Source organism: Methylopila capsulata (genome assembly GCF_016907975.1).
GTDB lineage: Bacteria > Pseudomonadota > Alphaproteobacteria > Rhizobiales > Methylopilaceae > Methylopila > Methylopila capsulata.
Window position 1 is genome coordinate 366,173 of record NZ_JAFBCY010000001.1, and the last position, 13,796, is coordinate 379,968.

Genomic DNA, 13,796 nt, shown 5'->3' on the forward strand with positions numbered 1-13,796 from the left:
TGGATGCTCTCGTCCTCGAGCCGCTTGAGATGGGACTGACGGTCGATCGACACGGATGCGGGCCTTTCGAATAGGAAGCGGGCGCGAAACGCATGGCGCACGAGAGGCAAAGCCATGCGGCCGCAGCGTTCGGCGCACTCGCTTACAGCAAATCGATCAAATGTGCGAAAATTTCCAGACAAGGCCGGCGCCCGCCGCCTGACGGGGCGCTCAACCGCCCCCACGCTTTACGCAAGGCGCACAGTGACCTAGGTCCGGAGCCACGTCGAGCGCGCCTTGGGGCGTAGCCGGACACCCACGCAAAGGAGCCCCCCATGGACCTCGGCATCGCCGGCCGCACCGCCATTGTCTGCGCGTCGAGCAAGGGCCTCGGCCGCGCCTGCGCGACGGCGCTCGCCGCCGAAGGCTGCACCGTGATCATCAACGGCCGCGACGGCGCGTCGCTCGAAAAGACCGCGGCCGAAATCCGCGAAGCGACCGGCGCGCAGGTGATCCCGGTGGTCGGCGACGTGGCGACCCCGGAAGGCCAGGCCGCGCTGCTCGCCGCCGCGCCGAACCCGGACATCCTTGTGAACAACAACGCCGGCCCGCCCCGCAAGGATTTCCGCGAGCTCGACCGCGAGGCCATGCTGAAGGGCGTGGTCGCCAACATGGTGACGCCGATCGAGCTGATCCAGCAGGTGATCGACGGCATGGCGGAGCGCGGCTTCGGCCGCATCGTCAACATCACCTCGGCCTCGGTGAAGGCTCCGATTGTAGGCCTCGACCTGTCGAGCGGCGCGCGCGCGGGCCTCACCGCCTTCCTCGCCGGCGTGGCGCGGACGGTCGCGCACCGCAACGTGACGATCAACGGCATCCTGCCCGGGATGTTCGACACCGACCGCCTGCGCGGGGGCTTTCCGGCGGAGGCGAAGCTGCTGGGGGTCACGCCGGAGGAGGTCGCGGACAAGCGCCGCGGCGGCAATCCGGCCAAGCGCTTCGGCCAGCCGGAGGAGTTCGGCCAGCTCTGCGCCTACCTCTGCTCGGCCCAGGCCGGCTATGTCACGGGGCAGAACATCCTGATCGACGGCGGCGGATTTCCGGGGGCGTTCTGACGAGCCTCAAGCCACCGCGCCGCGCGTAAGTCCCAGCGCCGTCTGACGAAACCGGTCGATCTCGCCGGGCATGGCGCGCTGCTCGGGCGTCAGCGTCACCGCGACGTCCTGCTCGATCCGGACCGGCGGACCGGCCAGCACCACCAGCCGGTCGGCCAGCCGCACCGCCTCGCGGCTGTCGTGGGTGACGAACACCACGGTGGTCGGACGCCGCGCGATCAGCTCCGCGAGCAGGTCGCGCAGGCGGTCGGCGTTGGCCTCGTCGAGGGAGACGAAGGGCTCGTCCATCAGCAGCAGGTCGGGCTCCACCGCGAAGGCGCGGGCGAGCGCGACGCGGCGCTGCATGCCGAGCGACAGGCGTTCGGGGTAGACGTCGGCGGCGTCGCCGAGGCCCATCTCGGTTAACAGACCGCGCGCGCGGGTTAACGTTCCGGCTGTTTTGGGTAACGGCAGGGTAACGTTCTCGAGCACTGTCCGCCACGGCAGCAGCCGCGGGCTCTGGAACGCGTACCCGATCCGGGGCTGCTCCCGGGAGAAGGACACCCGTCCCTCGAAATCGCGGTCGACGCCAGCGATCAGGTTCAGCAGGGTCGTCTTGCCGAGGCCGGAGGGGCCGAGCAGCGCCGTAAACGAGCGATCCGCCACATCGAGTTTGAAGTCCGCGTAGAGCGGCCGCGCGGGGGCGCCGCCGGCGGCCGGAAAGGTCTTGGCGCGGATCTCGATCGAGACAGCGGTCATCGGCGCCACCTGTTGGCGGCCCGCTCCCAGGGCTGGATCAGCCCCAGCTCGATCGCCTGGACGATCATCCCGAAGGCGAGCGCGTAGGCGAGGATGGTCGCGACGTCGAACAGCTGGAACGAACTCTGCAGTTCGAAGCCGACGCCGTTCGGGCGCCCCAGCAGCTCCACCACCAGCACGATCTTCCAGACCAGCGCGAGGCCGGACCGCGCGGCCGCGGCGAAGAACGGCGCGAGCTGCGGGAGGATGACGTGGCGGAGCGTCTTCCAGCGGCCGAAGCGGTAGATCCGGGCCATCTCGGCGAGGTCCCGGCTCAGCGCCACCGCCCCCTCCCGGAGGGTCACGGCGACGTTCGGGATCTTGTTGATCGCGACCGCGAGGATGGCGGCGGATTCGTTCAGGCCGAACCAGACGTAGGCCAGGATGATGATGACCAGCGCCGGCAGGTTCAGGAACAGCACCACCCAGGGGCTGAGCAGCCGGTCGGCGGTGCGCGACAGGCCGAGCAGGATGCCCAGCGCCGAGCCGATCAGCATGGCGATCGCGAAGCTCGCCGCGACGCGGGCGAGCGTGATCAGCAGGTTGAAGATGAGCTCGCCGGTTTCCGCCGCGACGACCAGCGCCCGGACCACCGTCGGCGGGTCCGGCAGCAGGCGGCTGTCGACGACGAGCGCCACGATCCACCAGAGCGCGACGAAGACGCCGAGCGACAGCGCCGACCACCCAAGCCGTCCTGCAAAGGCCAAGGACCGCCCCTTACGCTTTCGGCGACCAGAACAGCGCGGGGTCGAAGCGCGGATTGGCGCCGACCACGTCCGCGCCGCCGAGATCCGCCAGCAGTTCGTAGAGTTTCTTCGACGAGGCGAGCTGCGCCTCGGTCCAGGGGCCGGGCACGCCGGCGCGGAAGTACTCCCGCAGGCGCGTGAACTCGGCGTCGGAACTCACCTGCATGGCGGGTTTCAGCCGGTCCCAGGCGGCGTCCGAGGATTTCAGGATCTGGTTCGCGGCGTCGACCGCCCGGAAGAAGCCGGAGAGCGCCTTGGGCTCGGTGTTCGCCAGCTCCTCGCGCCAGACGAAGCCCACGAGCGGCGGCGGCGGCGTGACGCCGAGCTCGCCCATCAGCTGGGTGACGTCCGTCAGCTTGCGGAAGCCCTCCGCGTCGAGCCGGGCGGCGAACTGCCAGTAGGTCAGCACGGCGTCGATCCGGCCGAGCCGCAGCTGTTCGGAGAGCAGCGGCGGCGCGCCGAACACCGGCTCCAGCATGGTCGCGATGTCGCCGCCGACGAGATCGTGGGCCCGGGCGCGCAGCAGCAGCCAGCTCTTGTCGAGCGGCCCGCCGGCGACGCCGAGCTTCTTGCCCTTGAGATCGGCGAGCGCGTTGATCGTGGAGTCCTTGCCGACGACGAGCGCCCCGAGCGCGCTGGAGTAGGGCGCGAACTGCACCTTCTCGCCGTCCGCCCGGCGGCGCATCGCCCAGGTCCAGTCGCTGACCACGAGGTCGGCGTCGTTCGCCTGCAGCGCCACGGTGAGCGCCTGGGTGGAGGCGAGCTGCGTCCGCTGCAGCGTCACGCCCTCGCGGACGTCGAGCCCTTCGGCGGCGACCGTGTCGAGCAGCCAGTTGACGGTGCCGAACTTCAAGGTGACGAGACGCAGCGGCCGGGCAGCCAGAACGGGCCCGAGCCCCGCCCCGAGCGCGACGCCGAGAGCGCCGGCGCCGATCAAGGCGCTGCGCCTGCTGAGCGCAGGCATGTGGCCGTTCGTCACGCCGCGACCCCTGCGCAGGCGACGGCCGGAACCGTCGAGGACACGAATCGCATGGTCGGATTCCCTATGCCGCCGCTGCGGCGGCGCTGTTCTGTTTCTTCAGCATTCGCCGGATTACGACAGAGCCGGCCGACGCTGGGTATTGGAGCTTAGGATAGAGTTGCAACGTCATGCAGGTTAATCAAGCAAACGTCATAGCTTATTATTTTCTTATATATTGCGTTTCTACGGATGGACAGGTGGAAATGTTCCCGGTTGCGATCTAGCTCAGGCGCCGAACGCGTACCGCGGCGCGATATGGTCGGTCTAACAATGCGGCGGATCAACCGCCCGCAGGGAGGTTCGTGCATGGTCCTGTCGAAGGCCGCGGTCGCCCGCCTGCGGAGCGTCGCTGCGCGCGCGCTCGTCGTCGCGCTCGGGCTGAGCCTCGTCGCGCCCTCCGCCTCCGCCCAGGCTCCCGCCGAGACGCCCGCTCCGTCGGCCCCCGCCCCCGCCGCGAAGCCCGCCGCCGCGCCCATGCCCTTCAAGTTTGGCGTGCTTCGGCAGTTTCCGACGCCGCCCCCGTGGTGGGACACGATCGCGACGCTTCCGCCCGAGGACGACGGCATTGCGGGCGCGCGTCTCGGCATCGTCGACAACAACACCACCGGCCGCTTCCTGAAGCAGGACTTCCAGCTCGCAGAGGAGCTCGTCCCCTTCGGCGAGGACCCGATGCCTGCGTTCAATCGGCTGTTGGACCAGGGCGCGACCTTCATCGTGCTCGCGGTGCCGGCCGATCAGCTTCTCAAGATGTCCGACGCGGTGAAGGACAAGGACGTCATCCTGTTCAACGCCGGCGCCCAGGACGACGAGCTCCGGGGCAAGGACTGCCGGGCGAACGTCCTTCATACCGCGCCGAACCGCGCGATGCTGACCGACGCCCTCGCCCAGTATCTGGTCTGGAAGCGCTGGACCAACTGGCTGCTCCTCACCGGACGGCGCGAGGAGGACCGGAAATACGCCGACGACATCCGGCGCTCCGCGAAGAAGTTCGGCGCGAAGATCGTCGAGGAGCGGACCTGGAACTTCGGGCCCGACGCCCGCGTGAGCGCCCAGAACGACGTGCCGGTGTTCACCCAGAACGTCTCCTACGACGTCGCGATGATCGCCGACGAGCTCGGCGAGTTCGGCGAGCTGATCGGCTGGCGCACCTGGGACCCGCGGCCGACCGCGGGCACCGCCGGCCTGACGCCGACCACCTGGCATGCGACGCTGGAGAACTGGGGCGCCTCGCAGCTCCAGAACCGGTTCTACAAGCAGTCGAAGCGCGTGATGCGCCCGCTCGATTTCCAGATGTGGCTCGCCATGCGCACCATCGGCGAGTCCGCGACCCGCACCAAGACCAACGATCCGAAGAAGCTCCGCGAGTTCATCTTCGGACCGACCTTCGAGCTCGCCGGCTTCAAGGGGCAGTCCTTCAGCTACCGCGACTGGGACAACCAGCTGCGGCAGCCCATCCTGCTGGCCCAGCCGGCGGCCCTCGTCTCGGTCTCGCCGCAGGAAGGCTTCCTGCACCAGACCAACCTGCTCGACACCATGGGCTACGACCGGCCGGAAACGACCTGCCGCATGCCCAAGCCCTGACCGCCTGAAGCCCTGACCGACACGCCCCAGAACACGAAGCGCAGGCCGCACGGACCTCGCGCCCTCGCCCGGAGAGACCTCATGACGACCGACGCGCCGCCCCGCAGGCCTTCCCGAACCGCCCGGCTCCTGTCCGCCAGCGCCGCAGCCGCGGCGCTTCTCGCCTTCGCAGGCCCGGCCTCGGCCGAGAAGATCTTCGTCAGCAACGAGCGCGACCACACCATGTCGGTGGTCGACGGCGCGACGCTGAAGGTGGTGGAGACCATCAAGACCGGCCGCCGGCCGCGCGGCATCACCGCGAGCCCGGACGGCAAGCTGATCTATGTCTGCACGAGCGACGACAACCGCGTCGAGGTCTACGACAGCGCGACCCACAAGCTGGTGAAGACCCTGCCCTCCGGCCCCGATCCGGAGCTTTTCGTGCTGCACCCCTCGGGCAACCCGCTCTACATCGCCAACGAAGACGACAACATGGTCACGATCGTCGACGTGAACACCGGGCAGAAGCTCGCCGAGGTGCCCGTCGGCGTGGAGCCGGAGGGCATGGGCATCAGCCCGGACGGCAAGACGCTCGTGAACACGTCCGAGACGACGAGCATGGCGCATTTCATCGACACGGCGACCAACCAGATCGTCGAGAACGTCGTGGTCGACAGCCGGCCGCGCGTCGCCGAGTTCCGGTCCGACAACAAGCAGGTCTGGGTCTCGGCCGAGGTGGGCGGCACCGTGTCCGTGATCGATCCGGCCACGCACCAGATCGTCAAGAAGCTCACCTTCGAGATTCCCGGCGTGACCGCCGAGGCGATCCAGCCGGTGGGCGTCAAGATCACGAAGGACGGCAAGACCGCTTTCGTCGCGCTCGGGCCCGCGAACCGCGTCGCGGTGGTCGACACCGAGACCTTTGCGATCAAGAAGTACCTGCTGGTCGGCCAGCGCGTGTGGCAGCTCGCCTTCTCGCCCGACGAGTCGCGGCTCTACACCACCAACGGCAATTCGAACGACATTTCGATCGTCGACGTGGCGTCGGACAAGGTGACGAAGTCGGTCACCGTCGGCCGTTCGCCCTGGGGCGCGGTCGCGGTTCCCTGAGGGGCCGCGGCGAAGCACGCACCTTTTCCAGCAAAGTTCTGCCGTACGCTGGGCGAGCGCACGTGGCGGGCGGCGACGTCTTCGAGACCTATCATCCCTTCGCCCGGTTTTCCTGCGAGAACCGGGCGCCCTAACCTCCGCCAGCCCGCGGGCCCCGAGCCCGCCGGACCGACGGCCTGAACACCCGAACGGCTAAGCGGACACGGCATGAGCGAAATCGCAGTCGAGACGCGCGCGCCAGCGCTGCGCGTCTCCGGGGTCACCCACGCCTTCGGCGCGAAAAAGGCGCTGGACGACGTCAGCCTCACGGCGCCCTCCGGCGCCTTCACCGCCCTGCTGGGGCTGAACGGCGCTGGCAAGACCACGCTGTTCTCGCTCATCACCCGGCTCTACGAGAACCGCAGCGGCGCGATCTCGGTGCTGGGTCATGACGTCCGCCAGCAGCCGACCCGCGCGCTGTCGCGGCTCGGCGTCGTGTTTCAGTCGCGCACGCTCGACCTGGAGCTGAGCGTCCTGCAGAACCTGCTCTACCATGCGGCGCTGCACGGCATCGGCCGGTCTGAGGCGCGGCGGCGCAGCCTCGCCGTTCTCGAGCGGGTGGGGCTCGCGGCGCGCGCGAAGGAGAAGGTCCGGGCGCTCTCCGGCGGCCAGATGCGCCGGGTCGAGATCGCCCGCGCGCTGCTGCACGGGCCCGGCCTGCTGCTGCTCGACGAGCCCACGGTCGGCCTCGACATCGGCTCGCGGCGGGCGATCCTCGACGAGGTGCGGCGGCTGATCGACGACGACGGCATCGGCGTGCTGTGGGCGACCCATCTCGTGGACGAGATCGAGGCCGCCGACCGCGTGGTGGTGGTGCACAAGGGTCGCGTGCTGCTGGAGGGCCGGGTCGACGACCTGCGCGCCCGCGGCGGCAGCGAGGATGTCGGGACCGCCTTCATGGCCGCCGTCGCCGAGACCGACCGGCGGGACAAGGCCGCCGAACACAAGACGGACACAGCGGCATGAGCCTCGTCGACCGCGCCCCCGCCCCCCTGAGCGAGCCTCTGCCCGCCCGGGACGTGACCTTCGGCGGCTACCTCGTCTGCATGGGCGGCATCGTCTGGCGCGAGAGCCTGCGCTTCGTCCACCAGCGCGGCCGTTTCCTCTCGGCGCTGGTGCGGCCGCTGGTGTGGCTGTTCATCTTCGCCGCGGGCTTCCGCGCCACTCTGGGCGTGTCGATCATTCCGCCCTACGAGACCTACGTGCTCTACGAGGTCTACATCGCGCCCGGGCTGATCGCGATGATCCAGCTGTTCAACGGGCTGCAGTCGTCGCTGTCCATGGTCTACGACCGCGAGGTCGGCGCCATGCGCATCCTGCTGGTGAGCCCCTACCCGCGCTGGTTCCTGCTGGTCTCCAAGCTTGTCGCCGGCGTCGCGGTGTCGCTGCTGCAGGCCTACGCCTTCCTCGCGGTCGCCTATTTCTGGGAGGTGCAGCCGGACAGCCTGTGGGGCTACCTCACCGTGCTGCCGGCGCTGATCCTCAGCGGGCTGATGCTCGGCGCGATGGGGCTCGCGATGTCCTCGATCTTCAAGCAGCTCGAGAACTTCGCGAGCGTGATGAACTTCGTGATCTTCCCGATGTTCTTCGCCTCCTCCGCGCTCTATCCGCTGTGGCGGATCCAGCAGGCGAACGTGCTGCTCTGGCACATCTGCAGCTACAACCCCTTCACTCACGCCGTCGAGCTGATCCGCTTCGCGCTCTACGGTCAGGTGGAGTGGACCTCGCTCGCGGTGGTCTCGGGCTTCGGCGCCGCCTGCCTGCTCGCCGCAATCTACGCCTACGACCCCTCCGCCGGCCTGACCGGCCGGCGCGGCGGGCCGGATGCGGCCAAATGAGGCTGGCGGCGCGCGGTTTCGCGCTTAAGTTCCGCACAGAACGAGAAGGCGGAGGGGGCGCGTCGCGCGCTCCCCGAACCGCCGGACGCTTCGGGAGACGACCGATGACCATTCCGCTTCGCCGCCTGACCGCCGCGACGCTCGCGGCGCTGCTCGCGGGCGCGAGCCTCGCCCCGCAGGCCTTCGCCCAGGGCGCGCAGGCCCCGTCCGCCGCCCCCGCGTCCGACGGCCCCAAGACGCCGCTGCCCGCGCCGACGCCGCGCGCCCCGCAGCCCGGCGGCGACCGCCGCGCCGCGCCCGACCCGGACTGGCCCTGCATCCAGCCGAAGGTCGGCGCGCTCAGCTACGGCCAGATGTGGAGCGGCGCTCCGCTCGAGCAGGCGCTCGAGACCTGGCGGCAGGACGAGGCCGTGGCGGATCTCGTCCCGGTGATCGTCGCCCGCCGCACCAAGCCCGAGGAGCTCGCCGCCGAGCTCGACACCTTCGCGAAGGCGGCCGGGGCGGAGAAGAACGCCAAGCTGACGCTGCTGTTCGCCGGCGCCTTCGAGGAGTTGAACACGACCCGCTCCGCGATCCTGACCGGCATCGAGCGCTACGCCCGCAAGCAGCGCACCCTGTCGGAGAAGATCAAGCAGGAGAGCCTCAAGCTCGCCTCCGAGCGCAAGGACATGGCGACGCAGAACTCGCCCGAGTTCCAGCAGAAGGAGCAGGAGCGCGACTGGGACACCCGGATCTACGACGAGCGCTCGCAGGCCCTGACCTATGTCTGCGAAAGCCCGGTGATCCTCGAGCAGCTCGCCTTCACGCTCGGCCGCGAGATCCAGGCGCGGATGGACTGATCTCGGCCGCGCGCCCTTGACGCGGCGCGCCTGGACGCGAGAACCAAAGCCCCTCCCCGCGCCGTCGCGCGGGGCCGCATGCGCAACAAGGCCGTCCCATGCTTGCTCCCGACCGCCGGACGGCCTGCCGCGCCATCGCGGCGCTCCTTGCGGCGGGGGCGTTGCCCCGCGCCGCCCGCGCGGCCCTCAACCTCGAGATCATCGCCCCGGCGGCGCTCGGCGACAGCCTCGACCAGGTCGCCCGCGCGCTCGCCGAGGGCCTGAACCAGATGAACGGCGCCGTCACCGCCGCGGTCACCAACGCGCCGGGCCAGGGCGGCTTCACCGGGCTCGAACGCTTCGTCAACGCGCCCAAGACGAAGCCGCTGCTGCTCGCCACGAGCCTCGGCACGCTTGGGGCCACCATCCTCGCCAAGCGGGCGCTGACCCTCGACGACACCGTCCCCGTGCAGCGGATCTGCGGCGAGCACCTCGTGCTGCTGGTGCCGGAGCGGTCGCCGCTGCAGACGCTCGGCGACCTCTCCGCCAAGCTGCGCCAGGACCCCTCCAAGGTCCTGCTCGCCGGCCGGGAGCTCGGCAGCGCGAGCCATATGCTCTGCCTGTCGCTCGCGCGCGCCTACCAGCTCGACCCGAAGGCGATGCGCTACATCGCGATCGACGAGCCCGGCGAGATGTTCCGCGCGCTGATGTCGGGCAAGATCGACGTGGTCGCAGGCGGGGTCCCGGCCTACGCCCAGCAGCTCAAGGGCGGTTCGGTGCGCGCGCTCGCGATCTCGGCGGGCGCCCGCGTCGACGGCTTCGACGCGCCGACCTTCCGGGACAGCGGCGTCGACCTCGAGCTGGTGGACTGGCGCGGCCTGGCCGCCCCGAACACCATGGATCCGAGCCTCGTCGGCCAGATCGCCGAGGCCGTCGCCCTGCTGATGGAGACGCCGGCCTGGGCCAACGCCCTGGGCCGCCGCCATTGGCTGCCGCTGCACCTGAAGCGCGAGGCCTACGCCACGTTCCTCGGGAAGGAGCGCGACCGCGTCGCCGCGCTCTATCGCGACGCCGGGCTGATCTGAACGGCGCGGCGCGGTCAGCGCAGGAGAAGGTCCGGAAGCGCGCCGACGCGCGCTGTGGCGCGGGTGCGTCGCGCCGTCACGGACACGTCGAGCATGAAGCGTTCGACGCCGGAGAACCACGACAGGTCCAGCTCGATCCTCTCGGTGGACCACCACGTCGGACGGCAGTCGCGGCGCAGGCCGCGCATGGACAAGGTCACCGTCATGGGCTCGGCGCCGAGCCCGGGATTACGGAGCGTCAACGGCGCGCCGTCGTAGAGCGGCGCGACCAGAGCCGCCGCCCGCGCGCCGAAACGGGCGGCGAGGCGGTCCTCCAGGGCGTCTTCGGACTGCGCGAGCGAGGCTGGAATGCGTGACGGCCGAAGAGCTGACCAGTCGAACGCCGCGAGCTCCGGCGCGTCGTCGAGAAACACCGTCGGCAGGAAGCCGTCGAAGCCGGAAAACCGGCGGCGGGCGTTGCTGATGCCGCTGTGGGGCAGCGCCACGACCGGCGTTCCGAAGCCGACGCACGGCAACGCGACGTGCAGCCGGCGGGTGATGACGAGCTCCGCCGTCCGCAGCCGTTCGAGCAGACGCGCCAGCGTCGCGAACCGCATCAACGGATCGGGTTGGGTCAAGGCGGGAAGGAAGTTGCTGATGATCTCTGCGCCGTCGCGCAGCCCCGCGGGCACATGGGCGTCGATCGCCTCCTGCGGCAGGTCGACGATCATCACGCCCCGCCGCTCCGACGCCGGAACCGGCGCGAGCCCCTTTCCGATGAACAGGGTGAGGCAGCCGGCCCAGTCCGCCGCGACGCCGGCGGACCGCAGCAGCCCGACGCTGTCCACGTCCCGCGCGCCCACCGGTCCCCGCGCCGCGAGCCACCCCCGCCACTCGCTCGCGAGCAGCTTGTCCGCGCCCAGGGCGAACCCGAACAGCTCCGGCTCGATGGAGCGATGCGGCAGGCGGTAGTCCTGCCCCTGCTTGAACCACGAGTTGAAGATCGCGAGGTGGGGACCGTCGAGCTCCTCGATCGCCATCCGGTCGCGCGCGATCAGCGCGTCGAGCCGCGGCAGGCGGGCGAGCGCGGCGTAGGACTGGATGTCGTCGCCGATGTTGTAGGTGGAGAAGCCGAACGCCGCGGCGCGAAGGCCCGGACGATCGACGCTGGCCCGTGACGGCGCCGCCACGCGGCGCCGCTCGACGAACTCCGTTATCGGCCGCAGCGCGCGCTGAAACTGTTCCGAACGCGTGCGCTTCGACACCGACGGCTCACTTCTTGTCGTACGGATTGTCCGGCTGGCGGAACGTGACGCGGATGGGCACGCCCGGCAGGTCGAAGGTTTCCCGCAGGCCATTGGTGAGGTAGCGGACGTAGGAGTCCGGCAGCTCTTCCGTGCGGGTGCCGAAGATCACGAAGTACGGCGGCCGCGCCTTGGGCTGGGTGGCGTAGCGCAGCTTGATGCGCTTGCCGGCGACCGCGGGCGGCGGATGCCGTTCGAGCACCTCTTCGAGCCAGCGGTTGAGCGCGGCGGTCGAGACGCGACGGTTCCAGACCTCGTGGGTCTTGATGATCGCCGTCATCAGCCGGTCCACGCCCTCGCCGGTCTGGCCCGCGAGCGGCACGAGCGGCACGCCCTTCACCTGCGGCAGCAGGCGCTCGAGCGACTCGCCATGGGCCTTCAGCTGCTCGTTGCGGTTCTCGACGAGGTCCCACTTGTTCAGGCCGATGACGAGCGCCCGCCCCTCGCGCGTGACCAGGTCGGCGATCGACAGGTCCTGCTTCTCGAACGGGATCGTGGCGTCGAGCAGCACGACGACGACCTCGGCGAACTTGATCGAGCGGATCGCGTCCGCGACCGAGAGCTTCTCGAGCTTGTCGATCACCCGCGCCTTCCGGCGCAGGCCCGCGGTGTCGACGAGCCGCACGCGACGGCCGCGCCATTCCCAGTCGATCGAGACGGAGTCGCGGGTGATGCCGGCCTCCGGGCCGGTCAGCATGCGCTCGGAGCCGACGAGGCGGTTCACCAGCGTGGACTTGCCGGCGTTGGGGCGGCCGACGATGGCGATGCGCAGCGGCGCGCCCTCGCCTTCCGCCTCGTCGACCTCTTCGTCCGGCTCGGGCATGAGGGCCGCGAGCGCGTCGTAGAGGTCGCCGAGGCCTTCCGCGTGTTCGGCCGAGACCGGCAGCGGGTCGCCGAGACCAAGGCGGTAGGAGTCGTAGGCGCCGTCCACGCCCGCCCGGCCTTCGGCCTTGTTGGCGAGCAGGATGACGGGACGCATGGCGCGGCGCACGACGTCGGCGAAGCGCTCGTCGTCCGCCGTCACGCCCGCGCGGGCGTCCACCATGAACAGGATGATGTCGGCTTCCGCGATCGCCGCTTCCGTCTGCGCCCGCATGCGCGCCTCGAGCGACCCCTCGGCGGCGTTCTCGAGGCCCGCGGTGTCGACGATGCGGAACGTCAGGTCGCCGAGGCGGCCTTCGCCCTCGCGGCGGTCGCGCGTGACCCCCGGCCGGTCGTCGACGAGCGCGAGGCGCTTGCCGACGAGCCGGTTGAACAGCGTGGACTTGCCGACGTTCGGCCGGCCGACGACGGCGACGACCGGCAGGGGACGCAGGGGCAGTGGGGCATCTGTCACGTGACGGCGGCCTTCTTGGGTGGAGACCCCAGATCCGGCGCCTGGTCCGCGCCGGCGGCCTGGAGGCGGCCGTCAGGCGGTCAGGCGAGCGAGGCGACGGGGGGCAGCGGCAACGCCGAGAGCGGCTGCGGAACGGTGTCCGGCGGGCTCGGCGCGACCTTGGGGACGGGGCGACGCTCGCCCGCCAGCGGAGCCTTCTTCTCGCCGAAGGGGTTCATGTTGGAGAGCGTGTCGCAACCGGCGGCGGAGCCGGCGAGGGCCGCCACGACGGCGAGGCGCAGAGCGAGTTTCGAACGGTCGGTCACGAAGCGGCATCCCCCTTGAACTGGCCGGCGGTGGTCCCCCGGCCGGAGCATCACTCGACGAACTTACTTACTTGGCGGCGGGCGCCGGCGGGGCCGGCGGCAGCACCGCGAGCATCAGGTCGGCGCGCTGCCGCGCGCCGGCCGGCGCCTCGGCGTCGGCCACGATCGCCTCGAACTGGCGGCGGGCCTCGGCGGCGTCGTTCGCCTTGTAGGCCGCGAGTCCGATGAGCTCCCGCGCGGTATGGCGCCACGGGCTGGCGTCGACCGCAAGCGGCTCCACCAGCCGGCGCACGTCCGCGGCCGCGGCGTGATCGACGGCGATGTAGGCGCCGCGCACGCGGGCGGCGTCGCGCAGCAGCGAATCGATCCCGCCGTCGTTCGCCACGCTCTCATAGATCTTGAGGGCGCCAGCCGGATCCTTGGACGTCGCGACGTCGGCCTCACGCAGCCGGCCGAGCGCCTGGTATCCCTTGGGGCCATCGGCCGCGAGGCTCGCGAAGGCGGCGCGCGCCTCGTCGGTCTTGCCCTCGGCCGCCAGCCGGCTCGCCGCCTGATAGCGGTCTCCGGCGGCCTGGGCCTGCTGGCCCTGGTAATATTCGTAGCCGCGCCACCCGCCGACCCCGAGGACGATCAGCACCGCGACGGAGACGATCAGCCATCCGAACCGATCCCACAGCGCCTTCATGCGCTCGCGGCGGAGGTCGTCCTGGACCTCATGGAAAATGTCGGTCATCTGGCCTTACGCAATCCTGACGGGGGAACGCACGCGCAGCCGCGGGGCGAA

General features: G+C 70.6%; 14 protein-coding genes. 7 read left to right on the top strand and 7 right to left on the bottom strand.

Features of this window, described 5'->3' with window-relative positions:
• Positions 1–314 precede the first annotated feature (314 nt).
• A complete protein-coding gene (locus JOD31_RS01705; protein ID WP_204948586.1) occupies positions 315–1,094 on the top strand; it encodes an SDR family oxidoreductase in 780 nt (259 codons plus the stop codon).
• A 6-nt stretch (positions 1,095–1,100) separates the two neighbouring features.
• Here the strand turns inward: JOD31_RS01705 and JOD31_RS01710 are convergent, their stop codons facing one another.
• From JOD31_RS01710 to JOD31_RS01720, 3 genes are read right to left on the bottom strand one after another with little or no spacing between them, the layout of a single operon-like run.
• Positions 1,101–1,841: an ABC transporter ATP-binding protein gene (locus JOD31_RS01710; protein WP_204948587.1), complete on the bottom strand. Its 741-nt coding sequence runs from the start codon at positions 1,839–1,841 to the stop codon at positions 1,101–1,103.
• Positions 1,829–2,578, bottom strand: a complete 750-nt coding sequence (locus JOD31_RS01715) for an ABC transporter permease (RefSeq protein ID WP_020185103.1) — start codon at positions 2,576–2,578, stop codon at positions 1,829–1,831. Before JOD31_RS01715 ends, JOD31_RS01710 begins: the two co-directional genes overlap by 13 nt.
• Positions 2,579–2,588: 10 nt before the next feature.
• A complete protein-coding gene (locus JOD31_RS01720) occupies positions 2,589–3,581 on the bottom strand; it encodes an ABC transporter substrate-binding protein (protein WP_204948588.1) in 993 nt (330 codons plus the stop codon).
• Positions 3,582–3,944: 363 nt separating this feature from the next.
• Between JOD31_RS01720 and JOD31_RS01725 the strand changes: the two genes are divergently transcribed.
• From JOD31_RS01725 to JOD31_RS01750, 6 genes are all read left to right on the top strand, one after another.
• Positions 3,945–5,219: an ABC transporter substrate-binding protein gene (locus JOD31_RS01725; RefSeq protein ID WP_204948589.1), complete on the top strand. Its 1,275-nt coding sequence runs from the start codon at positions 3,945–3,947 to the stop codon at positions 5,217–5,219.
• An 81-nt stretch (positions 5,220–5,300) separates the two neighbouring features.
• On the top strand, positions 5,301–6,308 hold the full coding sequence (locus JOD31_RS01730) for a PQQ-dependent catabolism-associated beta-propeller protein (RefSeq protein WP_204948590.1): 1,008 nt from the start codon (positions 5,301–5,303) through the stop codon (positions 6,306–6,308).
• Between the two features lie 207 nt (positions 6,309–6,515).
• Positions 6,516–7,313: an ABC transporter ATP-binding protein gene (locus JOD31_RS01735; protein WP_204948591.1), complete on the top strand. Its 798-nt coding sequence runs from the start codon at positions 6,516–6,518 to the stop codon at positions 7,311–7,313.
• Complete coding sequence (locus JOD31_RS01740) at positions 7,310–8,185, top strand: ABC transporter permease (RefSeq protein ID WP_428980894.1); 876 nt, start codon at positions 7,310–7,312, stop codon at positions 8,183–8,185. Before JOD31_RS01735 ends, JOD31_RS01740 begins: the two co-directional genes overlap by 4 nt.
• A gap of 104 nt (positions 8,186–8,289) precedes the next feature.
• Complete coding sequence (locus JOD31_RS01745) at positions 8,290–9,024, top strand: hypothetical protein (RefSeq protein WP_204948592.1); 735 nt, start codon at positions 8,290–8,292, stop codon at positions 9,022–9,024.
• Between the two features lie 98 nt (positions 9,025–9,122).
• Entirely contained in the window at positions 9,123–10,088 is a 966-nt protein-coding gene (locus JOD31_RS01750) for a Bug family tripartite tricarboxylate transporter substrate binding protein (protein WP_204948593.1), read from the top strand.
• A 14-nt stretch (positions 10,089–10,102) separates the two neighbouring features.
• Here JOD31_RS01750 and JOD31_RS01755 read toward each other — a convergent pair whose 3' ends face one another.
• The 4 genes from JOD31_RS01755 to JOD31_RS01770 form a co-directional block, all read right to left on the bottom strand.
• Positions 10,103–11,332, bottom strand: coding sequence for a polysaccharide pyruvyl transferase family protein (locus JOD31_RS01755; RefSeq protein ID WP_204948594.1), 1,230 nt, complete (start codon positions 11,330–11,332; stop codon positions 10,103–10,105).
• 7 nt (positions 11,333–11,339) lie between these two features.
• Positions 11,340–12,707, bottom strand: a complete 1,368-nt coding sequence (gene der / locus JOD31_RS01760; RefSeq protein WP_204948595.1) for a ribosome biogenesis GTPase Der — start codon at positions 12,705–12,707, stop codon at positions 11,340–11,342.
• Positions 12,708–12,787: 80 nt separating this feature from the next.
• Positions 12,788–13,012, bottom strand: coding sequence for a hypothetical protein (locus JOD31_RS01765; RefSeq protein ID WP_204948596.1), 225 nt, complete (start codon positions 13,010–13,012; stop codon positions 12,788–12,790).
• Between the two features lie 67 nt (positions 13,013–13,079).
• Entirely contained in the window at positions 13,080–13,745 is a 666-nt protein-coding gene (locus JOD31_RS01770; protein ID WP_204948597.1) for a tetratricopeptide repeat protein, read from the bottom strand.
• Positions 13,746–13,796 lie beyond the last annotated feature (51 nt).

Excerpts from the sequence above, each read along its gene's own strand:
- JOD31_RS01750 (WP_204948593.1), top strand. The coding sequence starts at position 9,123 with ATGCTTGCTCCCGACCGCCGGACGGCCTGCCGCGCCATCGCGGCGCTC.
- JOD31_RS01725 (WP_204948589.1), top strand. The coding sequence starts at position 3,945 with ATGGTCCTGTCGAAGGCCGCGGTCGCCCGCCTGCGGAGCGTCGCTGCG.
- JOD31_RS01730 (WP_204948590.1), top strand. The coding sequence starts at position 5,301 with ATGACGACCGACGCGCCGCCCCGCAGGCCTTCCCGAACCGCCCGGCTC.
- JOD31_RS01720 (WP_204948588.1), bottom strand. The coding sequence starts at position 3,581 with ATGCCTGCGCTCAGCAGGCGCAGCGCCTTGATCGGCGCCGGCGCTCTC.
- JOD31_RS01705 (WP_204948586.1), top strand. The coding sequence starts at position 315 with ATGGACCTCGGCATCGCCGGCCGCACCGCCATTGTCTGCGCGTCGAGC.
- JOD31_RS01735 (WP_204948591.1), top strand. The coding sequence starts at position 6,516 with ATGAGCGAAATCGCAGTCGAGACGCGCGCGCCAGCGCTGCGCGTCTCC.
- JOD31_RS01745 (WP_204948592.1), top strand. The coding sequence starts at position 8,290 with ATGACCATTCCGCTTCGCCGCCTGACCGCCGCGACGCTCGCGGCGCTG.
- JOD31_RS01740 (WP_428980894.1), top strand. The coding sequence starts at position 7,310 with ATGAGCCTCGTCGACCGCGCCCCCGCCCCCCTGAGCGAGCCTCTGCCC.
- JOD31_RS01770 (WP_204948597.1), bottom strand. The coding sequence starts at position 13,745 with ATGACCGACATTTTCCATGAGGTCCAGGACGACCTCCGCCGCGAGCGC.